The organism is Azospirillum fermentarium (assembly GCF_025961205.1).
Classification (GTDB): domain Bacteria; phylum Pseudomonadota; class Alphaproteobacteria; order Azospirillales; family Azospirillaceae; genus Azospirillum; species Azospirillum fermentarium.
Genome location: NZ_JAOQNH010000002.1, coordinates 1,076,932 through 1,096,501, shown reverse-complemented (window position 1 = coordinate 1,096,501; position 19,570 = coordinate 1,076,932). Strand labels below are relative to the sequence as shown.

23 protein-coding genes are annotated in these 19,570 nt (G+C 66.9%); all 23 read right to left on the bottom strand.

Going from position 1 to position 19,570, the window contains the following annotated elements:
- Positions 1-6: 6 nt before the first annotated feature.
- The 23 genes from M2352_RS19765 to M2352_RS19655 all read right to left on the bottom strand — a co-directional run bounded on the left by M2352_RS19765 (position 7) and on the right by M2352_RS19655 (position 19,502).
- Positions 7-921 (bottom strand): discoidin domain-containing protein, encoded by a 915-nt coding sequence (locus M2352_RS19765; protein WP_264666218.1) that lies wholly within the window; start codon positions 919-921, stop codon positions 7-9.
- Positions 918-1,193, bottom strand: a complete 276-nt coding sequence (locus M2352_RS19760; RefSeq protein WP_264666217.1) for a hypothetical protein — start codon at positions 1,191-1,193, stop codon at positions 918-920. Before M2352_RS19760 ends, M2352_RS19765 begins: the two co-directional genes overlap by 4 nt.
- Positions 1,194-1,263: 70 nt before the next feature.
- Positions 1,264-2,622, bottom strand: a complete 1,359-nt coding sequence (locus M2352_RS19755) for a phage head spike fiber domain-containing protein (protein WP_264666216.1) — start codon at positions 2,620-2,622, stop codon at positions 1,264-1,266.
- 11 nt (positions 2,623-2,633) lie between these two features.
- Complete coding sequence (locus M2352_RS19750; protein WP_264666215.1) at positions 2,634-3,833, bottom strand: hypothetical protein; 1,200 nt, start codon at positions 3,831-3,833, stop codon at positions 2,634-2,636.
- Between the two features lie 15 nt (positions 3,834-3,848).
- Positions 3,849-5,822 (bottom strand): DUF4815 domain-containing protein, encoded by a 1,974-nt coding sequence (locus M2352_RS19745; RefSeq protein WP_264666214.1) that lies wholly within the window; start codon positions 5,820-5,822, stop codon positions 3,849-3,851.
- A 12-nt stretch (positions 5,823-5,834) separates the two neighbouring features.
- On the bottom strand, positions 5,835-6,524 hold the full coding sequence (locus tag M2352_RS19740; protein ID WP_264666213.1) for a hypothetical protein: 690 nt from the start codon (positions 6,522-6,524) through the stop codon (positions 5,835-5,837).
- Complete coding sequence (locus M2352_RS19735) at positions 6,508-7,542, bottom strand: phage tail protein (protein WP_264666366.1); 1,035 nt, start codon at positions 7,540-7,542, stop codon at positions 6,508-6,510. The genes M2352_RS19740 and M2352_RS19735 overlap by 17 nt, the downstream gene beginning before the upstream one ends.
- Before the next feature lie 60 nt (positions 7,543-7,602).
- Positions 7,603-7,746, bottom strand: coding sequence for a hypothetical protein (locus M2352_RS19730; RefSeq protein ID WP_264666212.1), 144 nt, complete (start codon positions 7,744-7,746; stop codon positions 7,603-7,605).
- The gene (locus M2352_RS19725; RefSeq protein ID WP_264666211.1) at positions 7,747-8,583 is read right to left on the bottom strand and encodes a baseplate assembly protein; all 837 of its coding nucleotides are present in this window, start codon (positions 8,581-8,583) and stop codon (positions 7,747-7,749) included.
- Positions 8,580-8,915 (bottom strand): GPW/gp25 family protein, encoded by a 336-nt coding sequence (locus M2352_RS19720; RefSeq protein WP_264666210.1) that lies wholly within the window; start codon positions 8,913-8,915, stop codon positions 8,580-8,582. The genes M2352_RS19725 and M2352_RS19720 overlap by 4 nt, the downstream gene beginning before the upstream one ends.
- Positions 8,916-8,927: 12 nt before the next feature.
- Positions 8,928-9,635: a phage baseplate assembly protein V gene (locus tag M2352_RS19715; RefSeq protein ID WP_264666209.1), complete on the bottom strand. Its 708-nt coding sequence runs from the start codon at positions 9,633-9,635 to the stop codon at positions 8,928-8,930.
- Positions 9,636-9,638: 3 nt separating this feature from the next.
- Complete coding sequence (locus M2352_RS19710) at positions 9,639-9,953, bottom strand: head-tail connector protein (RefSeq protein ID WP_264666208.1); 315 nt, start codon at positions 9,951-9,953, stop codon at positions 9,639-9,641.
- Positions 9,954-9,966: 13 nt separating this feature from the next.
- Positions 9,967-10,551, bottom strand: coding sequence for a hypothetical protein (locus M2352_RS19705; RefSeq protein ID WP_264666207.1), 585 nt, complete (start codon positions 10,549-10,551; stop codon positions 9,967-9,969).
- Entirely contained in the window at positions 10,548-10,856 is a 309-nt protein-coding gene (locus tag M2352_RS19700; protein WP_264666206.1) for a head-tail joining protein, read from the bottom strand. Before M2352_RS19700 ends, M2352_RS19705 begins: the two co-directional genes overlap by 4 nt.
- The gene (locus tag M2352_RS19695; RefSeq protein ID WP_264666205.1) at positions 10,846-11,313 is read right to left on the bottom strand and encodes a hypothetical protein; all 468 of its coding nucleotides are present in this window, start codon (positions 11,311-11,313) and stop codon (positions 10,846-10,848) included. The genes M2352_RS19700 and M2352_RS19695 overlap by 11 nt, the downstream gene beginning before the upstream one ends.
- 11 nt (positions 11,314-11,324) lie before the next feature.
- Positions 11,325-12,365, bottom strand: coding sequence for a major capsid protein (locus M2352_RS19690; protein ID WP_264666204.1), 1,041 nt, complete (start codon positions 12,363-12,365; stop codon positions 11,325-11,327).
- A gap of 71 nt (positions 12,366-12,436) precedes the next feature.
- Positions 12,437-12,823, bottom strand: a complete 387-nt coding sequence (locus M2352_RS19685; RefSeq protein ID WP_264666203.1) for a head decoration protein — start codon at positions 12,821-12,823, stop codon at positions 12,437-12,439.
- A gap of 13 nt (positions 12,824-12,836) precedes the next feature.
- Positions 12,837-14,120: a S49 family peptidase gene (locus tag M2352_RS19680; protein ID WP_264666202.1), complete on the bottom strand. Its 1,284-nt coding sequence runs from the start codon at positions 14,118-14,120 to the stop codon at positions 12,837-12,839.
- The gene (locus tag M2352_RS19675) at positions 14,117-15,697 is read right to left on the bottom strand and encodes a phage portal protein (protein ID WP_264666201.1); all 1,581 of its coding nucleotides are present in this window, start codon (positions 15,695-15,697) and stop codon (positions 14,117-14,119) included. Before M2352_RS19675 ends, M2352_RS19680 begins: the two co-directional genes overlap by 4 nt.
- Positions 15,694-15,906, bottom strand: coding sequence for a hypothetical protein (locus tag M2352_RS19670; protein ID WP_264666200.1), 213 nt, complete (start codon positions 15,904-15,906; stop codon positions 15,694-15,696). The genes M2352_RS19675 and M2352_RS19670 overlap by 4 nt, the downstream gene beginning before the upstream one ends.
- A gap of 14 nt (positions 15,907-15,920) precedes the next feature.
- Entirely contained in the window at positions 15,921-17,816 is a 1,896-nt protein-coding gene (locus M2352_RS19665) for a phage terminase large subunit family protein (protein WP_264666199.1), read from the bottom strand.
- Between the two features lie 82 nt (positions 17,817-17,898).
- Positions 17,899-18,486: a terminase small subunit gene (locus tag M2352_RS19660; protein ID WP_264666198.1), complete on the bottom strand. Its 588-nt coding sequence runs from the start codon at positions 18,484-18,486 to the stop codon at positions 17,899-17,901.
- 272 nt (positions 18,487-18,758) lie between these two features.
- Positions 18,759-19,502: a hypothetical protein gene (locus tag M2352_RS19655; protein ID WP_264666197.1), complete on the bottom strand. Its 744-nt coding sequence runs from the start codon at positions 19,500-19,502 to the stop codon at positions 18,759-18,761.
- Positions 19,503-19,570: the final 68 nt, after the last annotated feature.

The following is a 19,570-nucleotide window of genomic DNA, read 5'->3' as shown; positions in this document are numbered from 1 at the left end:
CCCCGGTTATGAAAACGTCAGGTTGTTAAAGACTTGCGTTACACCCGGCGTTGACGCAGTTGCATAGGCAGGGGTCCATACCCAGCCGATCGAATCGCGTGATAGCCCAAGCCGAAGTTGGGTCGCGATGTAGGCAGCAGTCACGCTGTCCGCTGGATAGATTGTAACCGAGCCGGGGGCTTGGGGCAGGCCAGAAGCCCCGAAGTCGATCTGCAGCCAGGGCGGTGAGGTATCGCCCAGAGGATTGGCCCACCGGGTCGTGGGGTTGCCGTCCAGCACGTCATTGGCCCCATATTCCGGCGCAGTTGCGCTCGCGGTCGCCGTCTTGCCCAATGCCCAATTAGTCCCCGTGGCATTGCTTGTCAGGTAAACGCCGACCCCTCTGTAGTCGTTAAAGTAGGTCGAGCCGGGCGGCCTTGGCAAATGCGAGGGCGTCAGCGCCTCGACCCGCAAGTAACGCCAGGGCGGTAGATTGATAGTGATGGTGGCGAGCGCCCCAGACACCGAAACAGACCCGGTCCCCAATACAAAATCAAGAGATGTCACCCCGCCACCAATATGGACACCGCTGCTTTTGATTGTCAGTCCGCTCCCCATGAACCGCCAGCACGTGCCGTCGTACTGGACGCGGGCGTCCATATTCGGCTGGAATTCTCCGCCGGCCAAGGCGACACCATCCCGGCGCACCTCAGCGGTAAGGCCATCAACCGTAAGGGTTGTCGCGCCGGTGTTGGCAGCCGTCGCCCGCAAGCCGATGACCATATCCCGGCGCAGCGCGGTCAGACCGGCTCCGGTCGTCACGGTGAGGGCGTTGGCCGTGCCGCCGGCTGTGCCGGCCCAGAGGACGAGTCCGTCCAGGCGCTCCTTGTCGCCAGCGGACATGAGGCCGGTGACGGCGCGGGATGCAAGAGGATAGGTCATGGTGCGAACCTCTGGCGGGGGTTGGCGACGGTCAGGGTGTAGGGGGCTGCGGCTTGGACGACAGCAGCCCATGCGGCGGGGTCGGCGCCCGCTCGTGGTCCGCGGATGTTGGCGTGGAAGCGCTCGCCCACGATGGCGGGCGTCAGCACCTCGCCCGTCTCGGGATCGACTTCGGGGGCTGTCAGCGTCAGGGGGCCGATGGGATCCACGTCGCATACCGGGCCGGCGGTCAGCCAGCACGGATTGCCGGCGTCGTCGGTCGCACGGAGCATCGGCAGGGCCGCGATCAGGTCGGCCTCGGTGCCGACGCGCAGGCGTAGGGTCTGCTGGGGCATAGGGGCCTCACAGAGCGGTCAGGAGAGGGAGGGTGGGGTTGGGCAAGCGGCGCGGGAACACGGTGACGCGTCGGAGCCAGCCGTTTGCACGGGTAACGCTGCTGGTCCCAAAAGTAATGCGCGTTACCAGGGGGACTGCCCCGGACAAATCCGTCACTGTGTTTCCGCCGTTAACAGAAAACCCGAAATCATTGGCTGCCCAGGCGATAGCCACTCTTTGCAAGGCAAACAGAACGTCCGGTCCCCGGAATGCCTGGAAATCTGCGACAGCTGCCCCATCCGCTATAACAGCGGCGTACAGAGATGCTGTGTTGCCGCGGTTAACAATGTGTATGACGTTATTGCCTGTGCCGTCGTCCAGCCCCACCGCTCTGTTCCAATTGTTGTTGCGGGCGCCGGGAATGAAGTCCAAAAGCAACGTGCCTTCCGTTGCATTCCACCCGTCTACACGGGACAGCGACAGCACGTTCAGGTCAGCGGCACGAGTAACGGCGGAGGAGGCGGTGGGAATATAGCTGGTCGGGGAACTGCCGACTTCTAGCTGTGCACCCCAGGCGTAAATCACCACCGCGGTTCCCGGACCGCTGACCTGCAAGTTTACTGTCGTATTCGGTGTTGACCGGCTCACATCAAACCGCCGCCACGTCGTGGTGAGGCCGCACGCCTTGGAAACAACGCCAGTAGACGGGGTATCGTTGGAAATAAGGGAGACTGTTGTGGGAGTGTCGGCCCGCAGCCAGATACTTCCTGTGACAGTAACTCCGCTGGTCACCGTAACATTCTGATAGAAACCAGCCGTACCCGCGCCGAATCCTATCTTGTCCGCCGTCAGCGTGCCATCAGGCGCCGCCACCGCGTCACCTGTCACCGTCACGGCGCCAAATTTCGACCAAGCGGCCCCAAATCCACTGGACCACAACAGCAGGTTGGTGCGCATCTCCTCGGCCAGCAGCCCATGCCATGTCCCCGTCACCGGATCATAGTCGATGGGAGGCGTGCCCGCGGGCGCCCAGGTCAGCAGGCCGGAGGGGCGGGTCACCCACTTGCCGCTGCCACCCTGCACAACGCCGCTGGGCAGGCAGTCAGGCCCGTCACAGGGCAGGTCGATCACGGGAGGTATCCCCGCGATCTCGGCGGGCTGCTTGACCTGCGCGAGGCTCGCGGCCACGGCGGTAACTCGGTCGCCCAGCCCTGTCACCACAGCGTCTATGCTGGCAAGGCCGACCTCTACGGCGGTAATGTCGGCGTCGATCTTGGTGACGGCATCGCGAAGACGGTCGGCGTCAACGTTCAGTGTGTTTTCCCGGTGGGGGAGGGGATAGCCCCTTCCGGTCCGGTCGTCGTGTTCAGGGACAGGGTCCGACATGTCGCCTCCCATCAGGTGATGACCGCGCGCAGCTTGCGGACGCGCGGGCGGTTCAGGGCCGACCCGGACAGGGTCAGCTTGACGCGGGTGTATGCCGCGGTGAAGGTCGCCAGGGTGAAGGTCCGTTCCTCCCACCCGTCGCCCACTTGGATTGAGGATGCGAGGGTCAACGGCTGCCAGTTGCCGGAACCGTCCTGCACATGGACGGTCACGGACGAGGTTCCCGGAACGAAGGCTTCGAAGGTCACCGCCGCCTTGACGTTGGTCCCGGCGGCGATTTGGCGGGACACGTAAACCGCGCTGTCCTTGAGCGTGCCCAAGATCGCCTGAACGCCGGGGAACAGCAGCGGCGACCGCTTTTCCGATCCCTTCAGAACGGCGGATACGGTCACGGTCCCCGACAGGCGGGCATCCAGTGACACGACCTGACCGTCGGCGACCTCAATCGCCTTGCCCGACGGGTCGGTCAGGATCAGCGTGACGTCGGTGTCCGCCGCCGGGCGTTCGACGCCGGCAAGAGCGATGATATCGGACACCTGATCGAAGGCGATGGACCCCAGCGGGACCGTCCGGCGGGTTTCGGTGAACTTTGCTGCCAGCAGCCGGAAGGCAAGATCCTTGTCCTGGTGCGGGGTCCAGGTGGACGCATTGGACGACGACAGCAGAACGCCGACCTGATACGGCTGGCCCGTGATGGCGACGTTGTTCTGGTCGTATTTGCCGAGTTGGGCGACCGCAAGGGCGTGGTCCGGGTCGTCGGTCAGGCAGACGATCGCCACTTCGCGGCCCCCCTCCACCCACAGCAGCGGCCATTCGGCGCGGGTCCAGTCGCCGTTGGTCCTGATCGCCGCCGCCGGGATGATGCCTTCGGCCAGCACTTTCGCCGTGGGAAAGCCGACCTGCGTCGAACGGATCTGGACGATCACGGGGGAGTTGCCGCCCTTCGCGGTGAATTTCAGGTCCACACCGCCGATCAAGCGGCCTTCGGCCAGCGTGACCGTCTGGGCCAGCGGATCGACGTGGTATTCGTCGATCCGGCGGACGATCCGGCGTTCCTCCGTCGTGATGATACCGCGGCCGGTGAAGGTGGCGTCGCCGAAGGAGCCGTTCACCCCCCGGACCGTGACGCGCTTTGCCCCCGCCGGGACGCCGGCCGGGATGGTGAAGCGCCCGGCGATCACGCCGGACGCATTCGCAACAGGAACAGCCATGTGGGGACTCCAGGGTTACGCGGCTGCCGTGACGGTGATCCCGTCAAAGGTCAGTTCGGCCAGGACTTCGCCGGGATCGAAACCTTCGGCGCGGAATTCGATGTCGCGCTGGCGCAGGTTCGGTATTTCGGCCGAGCCGCGGTTGATGATTTCGACGGACGTCCCGACGATGGTTTCGCTGACCACGCGGGACACGCCGGGAACGAAATGGCCGGATTGGAACCGTTGCGTCGTCTCCGACGTGGTCGAAATGACCTCCGTCCAGAAATCGACGGGCGGGGTCAGGGTCACGCGCGCCGGCATCGGGGCGAACGCCATATAGGGATTGACCTTCATGGACCCCGAATGAAGCGTCTGTTCGACGATGGGTTCCAGGGTATAGGCCAAGGCCCAGCGGGTCGCCCCATCCCCGGCTTCGTTGACGCTCGCATCGATCGGAAGGACAAGCTGTCCGTTGACGATGGCGGCGTCCTGGACGATGCCGGGATCACGCTGGTTTTCGTTGCGGAAGGCGTCGGCGAAGACCCCTTTCTTCGACGCCGGTTCGCGGATGGAAATGTCCGTCTGAAGCTGCTGGATGGCGAACAGGTCGAACAGGCTGCCGATCTGGTTCCGCATCTCGGCCAACTCGTGCATGGGGATCACCTTGACGCCCGTGTTCTTCACGGTGGGCGTCTGCCCCCATTTGTGTTCGATGACCGCCACTTCCAGCAGGTTCGCCGGAACCCCCGGCGCCTGCACCGCATAGGGGCGGGACAGCCCCTTGATGCGGACGACCTGACCGTCCCGGTTGATGGCGATGCTATCGACGCGGGGAAGCTTCCACCGATAGTCCGTCAGGACCAGCGTTCCCGGAACCGCCCCGGTCACGGTGAAGCCGGTGGCGTCCACGGCGGTGGGCGTGACGGCCGTCAGGTAGCGATAGACGACCTTGTATTCGGTGCCGATACCCGGTTCCGGGCCGCCCGGCGCCCAATCGACCTTGTCCGCGGTCAGGGTGTAGGACGTGTTCGCCGCATAGGTGGTTCCGCCGACGAACGCCGACCCGTTCCAGGTTCCGCCCTGGTTCACGGCCACGATCGACAGGACCGACGTGTCCGGCAAGGCGTCGGCCCCGCCGGTAAAGCCGCCGCGGTTCACGGCGACGATCCGTTCCTTGGTGACGACGACGTTCGTCACGGCGGACAGCGGCGCATGGTTCACGGTGACCCGCATGGCGCCGCCGCCCTGGTCGGCGAAGGTCTTCGGCTCGGACGTGACGGCGGACAGGTCTGGGTCTTCGGCGTAGCGAAGGCGGGTGGACGTGGCCCGCGACGTCTTGAAGCCGTCTACGTTCGCCGTCCCTTCGGTCAGGACGAAGACCTGATCGCCGCCGTCCAGCCCCAGCGCCGACAGCATGAAGCCGGATACCACATAGTTCCCGTTCGATTCCCGGTCGTAAAGCGCCAGGGCGGCGGTCACGGCATCCAGTTGCGGCGGCGGCGTGTTGTCCACCAGGACGCCGTTTTCGATGGTGTGCGTTGGGTAGAAGGCCGCTGCCACCCCATCGGCATCCCATCCCCATACGCAGACCCGCTTGGTCCGGGCGGCACCGGGTTCGCCGAAATTCTCAGTCCCCGGTGCCGGGTCGCGAAGGCCGGGATCTTCCAGTTCCGTCACATAGGCCGCCGTCATGCGGACGCCGATCTTGACGGTCCGGTTGACCGGGATCGCGAAGGCTGTCGCCGGGACGTCGCGGACGGCACCCGCGATATAGACCGCACCAGCCCCCATCTTGACCGCACCCGTGTCCGGATCGACGACGCACGCGCCGTCGCGCACGACGTCCCCTTCCCGGAACAGCACGTCGGCGATGCGGGTCAGGCGATGGGCGATGATCTTCTGAAGGTCGTTCAGTTCGGCTGCCTGAAGCCCCCTGGATGCCAGGAAGAGAAGGTCGTCATAGCCCTTCGCCGGGTCGAAACGGTCATAATAATCAGCGATCGGCATGGTCGGTGACCCTTAGAAGGTGTGGACGAATTCGAAGGTTTCGCGGGTCGCGGCGGACCGGACGATCGGGGCCACGTTTTCCACCAGCAGCAAAATCCCCGGCGTGGCGACCTCGGACGGCTGGAAATACATCTGCCCGGCCGGAAGACCGGCTTGCATGACGCTGTCGATGACGACGCCAACTTCGCGGATCGTTTCCGTCGCAGCGTCGCCGAAGTCGAACACGAAGCGGAAATGCAGGTTGTTCGTCGGGGTGGGTGACGGGGTGAACCGGCCTGACGGGGCGATGATGGCCCCTGCCGGGTCCGGGGTGCAGAACTGGACGGCGGTCAGGGCGCGCCGTCCGACTTCGGCGGTCAGGGATGTTGCGTTGACGCTCGGCGTTGGACGGGCCGCAACGAAAGTAATCAGAACCGGCGCGCCGGGAGCGATTGCCCCGCCGTCGATGCGGGTCACGTCGCCGGCCGCCGGGTTGACCGTATAGTCGGCGTCCCTGGTGAACGTGCCGACGCCGTCGGCGGCGGAGACGGTGACGCTGCCGATCTTCGTCCGCCCGACGTTGACCGTGTCGTCGGTGAAGGTCCGGGGAACGGTCTGCGCCGTGTCCCACCACGCTTCGCCGCGCCCCCATACCATGTGAATCGGGCGGTCCTTGATCGCTGCCGCCAAAGCGGCGCGGCCCGGCTTAGTTGTCACGGACATGGATGATTCCTGTGATGTCTCGGGTTGCGGTCCAGGTGGCGCCGCTGCGCCAGTTGGCCGACGTCCAGAACTGCCCTTGCGCGGTACTGCCGATCACGCGGGCGGTGGCGTGGATCACCGCGTCGGCGCGGACCCCAGGCCATTTCGCCGACAGGGTCGGCCAGCGCTTCGCGGGAAGGACGGACAGCACCGTCAGCCGCTCGGCCACGCCGCCGGTTGCCGCCTGATCCTGCGGAAGCTCGGCGGTGACCGCCGTCGCCCTGACGAAGCGCTCGTTGATCGGGGTGAAGCGCCATCCCTGCCGGTTTTCCGACAGCTTGGTCCCGCCGGACAGGGTGAAGGGCCGCCCCGCCGCGGTCCGTTCCGTCACCGGCAAAGCGGTGTTGACCTGACCAAGCTTCGACCGGCCCGACAGGACGACCGCGGCCTTCGCGAACCGGCGGAACGGGGTCAGCGAACCGGGTACGGCAAGGTCACCGCCGGGGTTCGACAGGGTGTAGTTCCGTCCGTGCATGACGTCGGGGGACCGGATGTGCCGCCCCTCGTCCAGACGCCCGGCGTCCAGGACGAAGCGGGTCGGGTGGAACGACCGGACCGTGTGCGCCCGGTCCCGGTGCCCGGCGGCGGTGGGCACCCCCCAATCCACCGTTCGGGCGTACAGGCGCCCGAAGGACAGGACCGGCCAATCCGGGCGAAGCATCGTGCCCGAGTAGTCCGACAGCAGGCCGGGGCCGGAAAGCTTCGACCGGGACAGAACGAACTTCCGGCGGTCATAGCCGCCGTGGATGCGGGTCAGCTTGGACCGGACCGGCGCCGACAGCCGCGCCAGTTCGACGGCGCGCTGAACGAAGGCGACGTCGGCGGGTGCCGCATCAAGACCCAATTGGAAATCGGCCCAGCGGGCGGCCCCCGGCGACCGGGCTTCCTCGACGTCGGCGGTGAAGCCGATCCAGGACAGGGCGGTTTTCAGCGCGCCCGGCGTGCCGCGGATGCGTTGCCACAGGACACCCTCGGCGATGGCCCGGCGGGGATCGGTCAGGTAGGGCAGAAGTTCGCCCAGGCCGTATTCGACGATCAGTCATGGGACGACGCTGGCCGGGATGTCGGTCCGCTTTGCTGTCCGGAGCGCCGGGACGGCCCCGGCGGTCCGGCGCAGGAAGTCGGAAGCGTCCGAAAGATCGCGTTCCAGCTTCGTCGCCGACGGCGGAAGCAGGTCGGTCATTTAGAATGTCCGTCCCTTCAGGGTGAGTTCCAGGGACCCAATCGCGGCCGACGACGTGTCATCGACCGGGACGTCGGCGGCCGGCGCCTCCACCTCGACCCGCTGGACCCCGTCGGCGTGAAGCGTCCGGATGATCCAGGACCGGGCAAGATCCCACCCAAGCCCCGCGCGGGCGGCGAAGGCGGTGCGGAAATCGGCGCCAAGGCGGTCGAAAACGGTCAGCGGCGTATCGGGGTAGAGCCACACCGACGCCCGGATGGTGACCGGGACGACGGTGGCGGCGACGACGTCAACCGTGTCGGTCAGGACGCGGACATCATCCTTCGTGACCGCCGCGCGGACCGCGGCCAGCAGGTCCGGGGATGGCGCACCGTCGCCGTCCTTGGACAGCACGGAGATGCGGACCCGCCCGGTTTCCGGGGAATCGACGGCGGCGTCCTTCACCCGCGGGTCCGCCGACGTGGCGAAGAAACGGTAATGCGCTGTCCCGCCCGCCGACGACCATCCCTTGATGCGATCGACGGTCCGGGACCGAAGGGCGCCGTCGTCTTCGCCGTCCAGGCGGGCGACCCCGTAGAAGGCGGCGACGTTGTCCAAATCGGTTCCCGCCGCGAAGGCCAGCAGGGTTGCCCGAAGGGCGTCGTTCACCCGTTGGCGGATGATCAGTTCACGGGCTGCCGCGACTTCCAGGACGATGATGGCCGGGTCGCTTTCAAGGATGGCGTCATAGGCGGGGTCGCGTGCCTTCAGGTCGGCGACCATCTCCGCAAGGATCGTTTCGAAATCCAGCGGTTCGATGACTGTCGGCGGCGGGACGTTGCGAAGGTCGAAGGTCATACGATGATCCCTTCCATCCTGATGTCGCGGTTTTCCGGGCGGTAGATCCCTTCGATGGTCATTTCGACCCGTCCGGGGGCGGCACTTTCCAGGATGATCCGCGACAGGGCGAAACGCGGTTCCCAACGGTCCAGGGCTTCGGCGACGCCCGCGTAAATCTCGATGATCGTCGCCGCGTTGATCGGGGCGTCGATCAGGAAGGGAACCCGCGATCCGAAATCCCGGCGGTGGATGCGGGTTCCGATGGGGGTGGTGATGATGGCCCGGATGCTTTGCAGCAGATGACGGACGCCGTCGGCCCGTCCGCCGGTCACCGCGTTCATACCCTGCATGGGCGCCCCCGTTCAGTGGGTGTGGTGATTGCTGTTGCCGCCCGCGTCGATGATGGTCCCCGACGCCGCGACGCTGCCATCGACGGCAAGGGCGCCCTTCATCTGGAAATTTCCGGCCAGGGTCGCCGCACCGGCCCCGCCGCCCGCGGTCATGGCGACGGTCGGCCCTTCCAGGAAGATCCCCTCCGGCGTGATCCGCAGGGATGACCCGCCGCAGGTCAGGGTGACCGCGTCCTTTGCCGTGACGACCGTGGAGCCGCCGACCCGGACCGTCGCGGTGCCGTCGGGCGGGATCTGGATCGTGTGGGCGTGGGCTTCGCGGTCATACTCGACGACGGCGCCGTCGGCGTATTCGATCCGATGCAGCGTTTCCCGGTCGCCGGGTGCGGGATGGTCGGTGCTGAAGGCGCCGGGTGCGGCGATGGCCGTGGACAGGTCGCCGCCGGGGGAGAACAGGACCACGGCTTCGCCCGGTTCGGGTGACCAGAACTGACGGTCCTTGCCGGCGCGTCCGGACAGCCAGGGAATCCAGGTGGTGACGACATGGCCGTTCGGGTCCGCGGGGTCGCCGATCCGGACCTTGATCCGCCCGTTCGGCGGGTCGATTTCGGCGACCTTCCCGTAACGGATCAGGTTCGTGATGCGGCGCTGGGCGTCGGTCTGCTCCGCCGACCCGACCCCGCCCGTCCGTCCGGCGGACCGATCCAGGGCGAACACCATGGATCAGCCCCGGAACGGGTGGATCAGATAACGCACCGTCGCCGGAAGATCGTCGAAGGTGCGCACCGCGCCGTTGCCGGTCGCCAGCATGAAGCCCACCAGCAGGCGGACCGCCTGACCGAAGGCGTGGGCGGTGTCGCCGCCGTCGGGATCGGTGCCGGGGCGGACCGCACGGCGGATGCTCTCGACGGCGTTCCGGTGGGCGTGGGCGACCAGGGCGGCGGCATCGGGGCTGTCACCGGCGAATTCCGCCTGAAGGGTTTCCAGGGTCACGCGGGCGGGGGCTGCGGCGGGGGCCGGGACGGTCTTCTTTCTCATGGCTCGTTTCCTGTCAGGGGCAATGACACGGGGCGTCCGGGTCGCTGATCAGCACGTAATCGCCCTCGTGCGCGGTGCCGATCTTGGGGGAAATCCCCAGGAAGACCGACGGCGGCGGGATGCCTTCCGGCGGGATATCGCGGGCGCGGCGATAGCGGACCGTGTAGGTAAGCCGGACGCCGCCGAAGGGGGTTTCCGCGTCCGTGTCCACCTGGATTTCGGTCCCGGCATAGTCGATCCGGGCGGTTTCAAGGCCCGGAATGTCGAACCCGTCGATCGCCGCTTCGATCTGTTCGGCCAGTTCGTCAAGGCGGTCGTCGATCCCCTCTTCGGCCTCGACGATGCCTTCGACGGCAAGGCGCAGGTTCCGGACGGTGACCACGGCGGACCCGTCGCTGACCGTGTCGCCGACGGCGTCTTCCGACCGGGCATAGACCAGGATGGCCGGAAGATCCTTTCTGAACAGGCGCAATGTGCGGGAGGTGAAGACCCTGTCCGCGGCGGTGGTCCGGTAAACCGTGTCGGTTCCGCCGGTCAGCGGCGTCTTCAGCCGGGCGCAGAACGCATCACGGATGCGCCGCCGTTCAGGGGTGGTCATCGGGTCAGGACCCCTATGGTAAAGCCGGTTCCGTCCGGCTGAAGGTCGGCGAACCGCCAGACCTTCCCGGCGACGGTGACACGGTCGCCCTGTTCGACGCCGGAAAGGTCGTCGGTGCGGGTGAACAGGCGGGGTGTGGTGCTGGACACCGGAACGCCGGTTTCCGGGTCCGCCGCCGTCCATGATTCCTCATAGACGACGGCGATGGTCCGGGCGCTGGGCAAACCGGGGAAGAGGGTCGCTTCTTCCCCGAATTCGTCAGGGTTCAGGAAGACCGCGCGGTCTTCCGCCGTTTCAATCCCCATGGCCGGCTGTCCATTCGGCCCAGAGACGATCACGGTCCGCCGCCTTGACCGTGCGTCCGGCGATGGCGGACAGGGCGCGGACATCCGGGCGACCGTCCGCCGTCCAGTGGTCCGGGTTGTCCCGTTCCAGCAGTTCGAAGGCGTCCAGGATGCCGGTGTCGCCGTCGTCTTCTTCGTCCCCATCCCCGCCGTCGTCCGGTGCCGCCGGGGCAAGGGTGGGCACGATGGGCATGGGGAGTGCCGGGGCCGGCGCGGTCCCGGTGGGGGGAGAGGGGCGCCCGCCGCCAAGCGCCACGGCGGCGACGCCGCCCTTCAGGCGCTTGGCGAAGGTGCCGGCGATCAGGGATTCCGCTTCGTCATCGTCGATATCGACGAATGACCCCGGCGGGATGTCCACCGTCTGCGGCGGTCCGTCGGGGTGCGGAATGGTGATGGTGACCAGGGTTTCGATCAGCATGGCCGCTCCCCTTACCGGACCTTGACGAACATGCTGGCGTTGATGCGGTACGGGACCGGGAGCGGCGCCGATTGCAGCAGCAGGAAACGGACCGACGGGTCTTCCTGCTTCCAGGACTTGGGGAAATAGGCCATCGCCTGAAGGACATCGTCGTCCAGGATGGCGCCGTAATGGCGCACCCCCTGAACACCGCGCGACAGGATCAGGACGCCATACGCGGGCAGCATGGCGACCTCGTTCCCGTCATCGTCTTCGTAATAGTCGTTGTAGACCCACAGGCGGACGGCCCCCATGGTTGCGACGTGGGCGACGCCGTCCACGATGATGATGCCGAGTTCGGCCGACGCCGATCCGCCGCGCTTGTTCAGGTCGATGGCGTCCTTGAAGCGGGGCGATTTCTTGATCAGTTCCCACGCTTCCTGTGTCAGAAGGACGTCGGTCGGGGCGATGCCGGACGCCTTGAAGACCTCACCGCACCAGCGTTCCAGGTCGTTGACCGGATCGACGTAGGCGGGATCGTCGGGGTTCGTCACCACGCCCCAGCGCGCCCCGCCGGTCAGCACCTTGGTCAGCGCTGGCTTCCGTTTGAAATCGACGATCTGGGTCGGGTAGTCGTCGCCGGTCACGGTCGTCTTGCCGGTGACCAGGGCTTCCATCGCCATGGCTTCCTGACGGCGGGTGAGCATATCGACCTGTTCCTGAAGCTCCGTCTTCAGCAGCACGTTGCGCCGCTGTTCGGGCGTCATGCTTCCGCCGATCGCTTCGCCGGCCAGCCGCTTCACCGCCCGGTTCGGGTTCAGGACCCGCTTGTCCTTCACATAGGCCGGGCGGAAGGATTGCGTCGTGTACCCGCGGGAGCGGACCACGCGCCCGGCGACCGACGGGGCGACGAACGGCGCCAGCCGGCGGGAGCCTTCGACGACGTCGAACAGGATGGTTTCTTCCACGGATTCCGAGATCGTCGGGAAGAAATTGTCCAGGATGAAGGTTTTCGGGCGCGGAAGGGTCGAAACCACGCCGACAAGGACGCGGGTGTCGTAAATATCGACCATGAAGGGTGTTCCCATAAAAAAACGGCCCCGAACCGGGCCGTCTTGTGTGTTTCGTTCGGGTGCCGCCCTGGTCAGGCGGTGGTCTTGACCAGCCAGATTCCCTTGTCGCGAAGGCCGTCCTTCACGCTGTCGGCGGTGTGACCATCGCCGAGGATGACGGACTGGGTGTCGAAGGTCCCGGACAGGTAGACCAGCCCTTCGGCATCGCCGGCCGTCGCATCGACGTCATCGACCAGGATGGCGCGGGGGGCTTCGCTGCCGTCGGTGACGGCGTCGCCGTTGCCGTCGGTCCGGGCCGACAGGACGTGCTTCTTGTCGGTGGCGATCCGCCCCAGCAGTTCGCCGCGCTTGTACGCGCGCCCGCCCTTCAGCGTGACCTTCTCGAAGTTCTGCGGGAAGTCGCCCGCGATCAGGTTGTCGGGGACATAGGTCCCCACCGTTTCAAAACCGGCGCTCATGGGTCCCCCGATGTCATGCGTTGGCAATGCTGGCGATCAGCGCCTTCACCGTGGCGTCGTCGCCACCCGCCGCCCCGGCGTCCGGCTTTCCGGCGTCGGCGGCGGGCGGGGTGAAGCCCTGGTCGTCGGTGGTGAAGCGGTCCAGCGCCGTCGCCTTCTTCGCCTTCAGGTGCTCGGCTTGCGCCACGGCGAAGGCTTCCACCGTCATGGACGGGTCGGCCTTGGCCGTGGCGGCGATGCCGTCACAGCCGGGAAGCGCCAGGGCGTCGATTTTCCGGATGCGCTCGCTCTCGGCCTTGGCGCCCTGCGCCGCGCCGTCGTCCCGGAACTTTTTCGCGATGTCCGGGTGATTGGCGGCGATGTAATCGGCGGTGATTGCCGACACCTCGATCGTCGTCATTGGTTCCTCGTGGGGAGTGGTGGTTCCGCCATGGCCGGCGGTGATGCCGGACCATCCGGCGGGGGTGTTGGCGGCGGACAGGTCCCCGGCCACGGATTCGAAGGTCCCGATCCGGTCGATCATGCCCGCCGTCTTCGCGTCGCGGGCGACCATGACGCCGCCCTTGCCGTAACCATCGGCGACGGCGTCGGCGGTGGTGCCGCGGTGGCGGGCGACCGTTTCAATGAAGACCGTTGCCAGCGCGTCAACCGTCCCCTGGACCTGATTCCGGCCTTCGTCCGATCCCATGTCGGCGCCCTTGTTCGGCGTCTGCCGGCTGACGACGGTCAGCCGCTTCACGCCGGACCGGGCGTCGCGTTCGCTGGTGTCCTGCACATCGACCCGGACCCCGATGGACCCGACCAGGGCGGTTTCGGCGGCGACGACCGTGTCGGCGGCAGACCCCAGCCAATAGGCGGCGGACGCCATCATCCCGCCCGCGAAAGCGATGATGGGTTTTCCCTTCCCGCGGGCCTGATGGATCAGCGCCGCCAGTTCGGCGACGCCCGTCACCATGCCGCCGGGGCTGTCCACGTCCAGGATCACCGCCTTCACGCCGGGGTCGCGGTGTGCCGTGCGGAAGTCCTGTGCGATGGTCTGGTAATCGCCGAAGCCCAGGTAACGGGTCAGCCAGTTTCCCCGTGCGAACAGCGGCCCCCGTACCGGGATGATGGCGGTCCCGTCCCGGAATTCCGCCGTCCGGGTGCCCGGAAGCGGCCGGTCGTTCTCGGCGGACAGAGCGGCCGGGCCGTCGGGAAGATCCGCGCCGGACAGGGCTTCGACCGTGGCGGCCACGGCGGCGAACCCGTCGTCGGTGATCGCCCACGGGTCACCGATCATGGCGATCAGGTCCTTCATTCTTCCGGTTCCTCGTTCTGGCCGGCGTCGTCCTGACCGTCCAGGGGTGGGCCGCCGTTGTGCCCGATCCCGGCGGCGGGGGCAGGGGCGGGCGGCGGGAACAGGGCTTCTTCCTTGCGGATCTGCGGAAGCTTGCGGTCGAGATCGACGCCGGTCGTCTCGACGCACACTTCGGACCGGGTCTTGACCTTCAGCCCGATCAGGACTTCGTCGGCCTTGGCTTCCTTCAGCGGGTCCAGGGTGATCCGTTTCGGCCCGATCCATTCGGTTCCCAGGTAGGCCGCGCGGATCATGGGATCGTCCAGGAAGCCGGGGGCGTCCAGGTAGCCGCGAAGGATTGCTTCCGTGATGACCCATTCATAAACCGGGTCGCACAGATTTTCCTCCAACCAGGCGCGCCGGGTCCGGAAGAATTGGAACGCCTGTTCGACGGCGGCCTTCGATGCGCTGTAAGACGCGGTGAAGTGCTTGACCAGGATTTCGAACGGGAGTTCCAGGGCGACGCCGATCTGTCTTAGAACCGCCTGGACGAAGGGGTCGAACGCTGTGTTCGGGCGCCCCGGATTGGCGATTTCGACTTCTTCGCCGGGGCCTAAGTCCAGGATCGCGCCGGTTCCCAGGGCGTAGCCCCCGGTTGCCGGAACCGCCCCTTCCAGGTCGCCCAACCCCTGACCGGACGGCGTCTTCACGAAGACCGTGAACAGGGCGGATACCACCGCCGCCATGATTTCGGCTTCGCTGTAGCGGTCCAGTTGCTTCAGGGGTTCGATGATGGGCGCGAGATAGGGGGCGCCGCGGTTCAGCCCCGGACGAAGCCGGCGGAACAGGTGGAGCGTCACGCGGGCGCCCGACGCGCCGAAGGCCGGGACGGGGTCCCATGTCGGTACGTCGCGCACCCACCCGGCGGTTTGATCGGGGAAGCTGGACCGGACCCAATAGCGGACCGGGGCGCCGTCGCCGTCGATTTCGACGCCATCGACCAGCCGGGGGCCGTCCTGTTTGCCGTCGGGGGTCGATACCCGGTCGGCTTCGACGATCTGAAGGGTCAACCCCAGGATGGCACCGGGTCGTGGTTTGTGGCGGCGGATGACGAACACGTCGCCGGATTCCAGGGTGGACCGGAAGGCCAAGTCCTGAAGGCCGGCGAAGGTCTGCGTCATGGTCAGGTCGCAGTGGGTCGATTCCGCCCACGTCCGATAGATGCGTTCGGCGGCGTTCTGCCACGCATCCGCCTGTTCCTCCGTCAGCCCGAGGAAATCGCGGTCGATGGTTGACCGGAGCCGAAGCCCGGTGCCGACCGTGTTGGTGACGACGGTCGCGACGGCACCTCCGGCCAGCGGGGCGTTTCGGACAAGGTCGCGTGACCGCGCCCGAAGGGTCTGAAGGTCGCCGATGGTGTCGCCGTCCGCCGACCCGACAAGCGGGTTCCAGTTTTTCAGGGCGTTCCGGTCGGATCGGGCGCCGATGTACTGCCCGGCCATGAACTGACGGAGCGCCATGGCTTCGCCGGCCGTGAACCCGGCGGTTGCCCTGGTGCGGGCGGGGACGCGGATCTTCGGCTTGACCGTCGGGATCATAGCGGCACCACCCGCCGGACCCGCACGCCGCCCCGGCCCCCGGCTTGGCGAAGGGCCAGCGGTTCCAGGCGGGCGCGTTCCTTCAGCAGCATTCCCAGGTCGGCCCGCGTCAGTTCCCGGCCCTGGAAGACGTACCGCTGTCCCCGTTCGGTGATCGCCGTGACCGCGCGGTTCACTTCCGCCAGTTGGGCGGCGTAATCGACAAGCATGTGGGGGACTCCTGTCAGGCGGCGACACCCCTGGACCGGACGCCGCGCGTGCGGGTGCGGACGGCGTCCAGCGGGCGGCGGTCGCCTTCCGTGGCCTTGGTCAGCACATCGACGCGGCGGTCGATGTCGATGTTCAGGGACGTGCGCGCCGCGGTGGCGTAGACGCGGCAGTCAAGGGCTTCGTTGCGGGCACCCTTGGGCTTTTCCCAAACCCGGTAGGGGAAGCCCTTGCGGTACTTCGTGACGACCTTTTCGGACGTCAGTTGTTCGAAATAGGCTTCGTCGTACCGGGTCGGGAAGTGGCAGAAGCCCGGCCCCGCGTCCTGGATTTGCAGGCGGGAATAGACCCGTTCCTTGATGGTATCGACGCCGATCAGGAAGACGTTGACCGCCTTGGCGGCGTTCTTCGTCGCCCGGTCGGGCCAGATTTTCCGGCCTTCGCCGCCGACCCCTTTGATCGCGTAGACCCGGCGGTCGAAGCGGGAGCGGACGAAGTCATAGACGGCGGCGGTGTGGTGGCCGCCGCTGTCGATGCAGGCGGCCTCAACCCGAAGCGTCTGGCCGGACGGATGGCTGAAGGTCCGCTTCAGCACCTCGTCCACCTCCGACCAGAAGGCAGGGGACGACGGGTCGCCGGTCACGCGGACATAGTCCAGCGACCAGGATTCATCGCCCTTGCCCCAACCGACGAACTCGAATTCGCCGCGGTCGTCCTGCATGTCGCCGCCGACGGTGATCAGGGCGACGCCGGACGGGACCGGATCGTGGTCATAGGCTTCGCGCCGCTTGAACAGCCCGGACGATTCCAGCCCGGCGGCGTCTTCTTCCCAGGTTTCCGCCAGCTTCGTGTTGATGAAGACCTTCAGGGTTTCCGGCCCGCCGCGCTTGGCTTCCAGCCATTGCGCGGCCAGCTTCGCGACCGTCGTCCACGGCGACGCCAGGGCGTTGCAATGGAAGCCGGCGTGCCCCTTGAACGGCGTGATCGTGCCGCAGCACGCGCACACCGACCGGCCATCCTCCGTCCAGGCGGCGGGGGTCTGTTTCTCCCCCATCAGGTCGCACCCGGCCTCGGCGCACACGAAGGGGGCCGTCTGCCGCCACCCGGCGTCACGAAGGGCCAGGACGGCACGGACAGCGCGGATGCGGTCGCCCTCGGTCCATGGCCTTTCGCACCGTTCGCAGTGGTACGCGGCTTTTTCCGGATCGTCGCCCCAGCGGACTTGCGGCCACTTCAGGGTTTGCCGGTGCTGGCAATGAGGGCAGGGAACGAACAGACGCCGCATGTCGGACGTCTCATACGACGCCTCGATCCGGGACGCACCCTTGACCGTCGGCGTGCTGAACAGCCCGATCTTGCGGTTCCAGAAGGTGTTGGTCCGTTCCGCCGCAAGGTTGACCGGGTCGCCCTCCGATCCGGCGGACGCGGGGTAGCGGTCAACCTCGTCGCACAAGACGACCTGGATCGGGCGGGACGCCAGCGACGCCGGGGAATTCGCGCCGGCAACCGTGACATGGCCGCCCGCGAACTTCTTGTGAAGGATGGTGTCGTTCGTGTCCTTCGCCTTCGACTTCCGCTTCCGGCCGGATGCCGGAGCGTTGTCGTTGGCGGTGTCGCCCTGGAATTTCCCGGCAAGCGCCGGGGTGTCGCGGATCATGGGGGCCAGCCGGTCCTTCGACCACGCTTCGCCCATGGAAAGGGTCGGCTGAAGCACCAGCATCGGCGCCGGGGTCCGGTGGATGTGGAACCCGACGACGTTGTTCAAAACCTCCGTCTTCAGAAGCTGGGCACAGACCATGACGGTCACGCGCTCGACCTGCGGATCGCTGAAGGCGTCCATGACGCCTTTGGCCGGGGCGACCTGTTCGGTCCGCCAGCGGCCGGGCTTCGACGACGATTCCGCGGACAACATCCGTTCGGCGTCGGCCCACTCGCTGACCGTCTGTTTCGGCGGCGGGGCCAGGGCGCGCCGGAACGCGGCGCCGATCCGCCGTCTAGCGTTTGCCGCCGCCTTTCGCCGGGCCGCCCGTGCGGTTTCCGGTCTTTGGGCGTTCGGCTTCGCGATCGTCGCCGCCGGCTTCCGCGCCGTCGTCGCCGTCGTCCTGGTCCGTGCCTGCGATGCCATCCATTGCCGCCAGTTCTGCCAGGGCGTCCAGGACCAGACGGTCGAGAACGGCCCGGACTTCGGCCGCGCTGGTCATGCCGACCAGCAGGTCCGCCGCGTCGGTGGGGATCGCCAGAAAGCGCGTCCGGCATTTGCCGACGGCTTCGGCAATCAGCCGTTCGACGTCCGATCCTTCGAAGATTTCTTTCGCTTCCAGCCGGTCCCGGCGTTCCAGGATCGACGTTTCCGCCATCAGCTTCCGTTTCTGAAGCTGGTCGATGGACAGGTCCTTCAGCGCGTCATCGACCGCCGCCTGAACCTGTTCTTCGCGCCACTTCGCGACGTCCGCCGTGTCGAACTGCCAATCGACGCCGCGCGCCCCGCGCCGTTCGAAGGGCATTCCCTTCCGAAGCCATGCATCGACGGTCGGAAGCGACACGCCGAAACAATCGGCGAGTCCCGCACGGTTTACTTTCATGGCGGTGATTTCCTATGGGGCGGCGATCCGCCGAAACCCAAGACGCCACAAGGCGCCGAGGCTGATTTCCTTCCGGCCGGACCCGGCCCGGAAAGTAAACATAAAAGCGGTTTCCGCGGCCTTGCGGCTAGGAAAACGGCTGGGTTCGAACAAACCCACACCCCTGTACGTCTGGAAGGACCCAAAAGGGGCCGGATGCGCAACTTTCTTTCGCATTCGGCCCGCCCGCGGGGCTGGGCAGGGGGCGGGGACGGGCAGGGTGATGCCGTGCCCTACCGCTTCCCGTACTTCGCGTGGGACACCACCGAAGCGAACGCCATGTCGAACTGATCCAGGAATTCCCGGTCCACTGTCGCGCCGACGATTTCCGCGAAGGGAAGGCGCTTCGAATAGCTGGGGCTGTCCGTGTAGTTCAGGACCTTCACGAACCCGCGGCCCTTGTCTCCGACCCGTTTGAACACGCCGGGGGTCAGCGGCCCGGTTGCCTTCAGGATGGCGAAATAGTGCTCGCTCTTCCGCTTCCCGCGCTGCCGCCCCTCGGGGTTCCGGTTCTGGGTCGGATCATTGGACGCCTTCAGGTAGGACAGCAGCTTGACGATTTGCCCCCGGTTCACGTTGCCGTACCGATCCAGTTCGGCCCCCGGTCCGGGGGTGGAGAACATGCCGCCCGGCATCTTCCCCGCCGCCTGAAGGGAACGTTCGGAACGCTTCAGCCGCCGCCCGCCGCCGTAGACCTCGGGGAAGATGTACTTCGAAGCCGGCGTCCCCTTGGTGGCGGTGTCGCGGAAGAAGACCCCCGCGACCAAGTCGTTCTTCCGGGCGGGCTTGGCGTAGACGGAATTCAGCGTGAAGGGGGTGGGCCGGTCGAAGACCCGCGTCATCGCGTCCTTTACGTCCGCTTTCGCCAGTTTCGCCGTCTTCGTCAGGGCGATAGCGCAAGCGAAGCGGGCGTCGCCGGTCAGGCTGTCCAGCCCCTTCAGGCTGACCCGGTCTGTCTCGATGTCGAGTTCGAACATGGGCACCCCAAGGGGAACGCCCCCCGGTGAAGGGCGGCAAGGCAGCGGGAGGAAGTGGCGGAAGATGG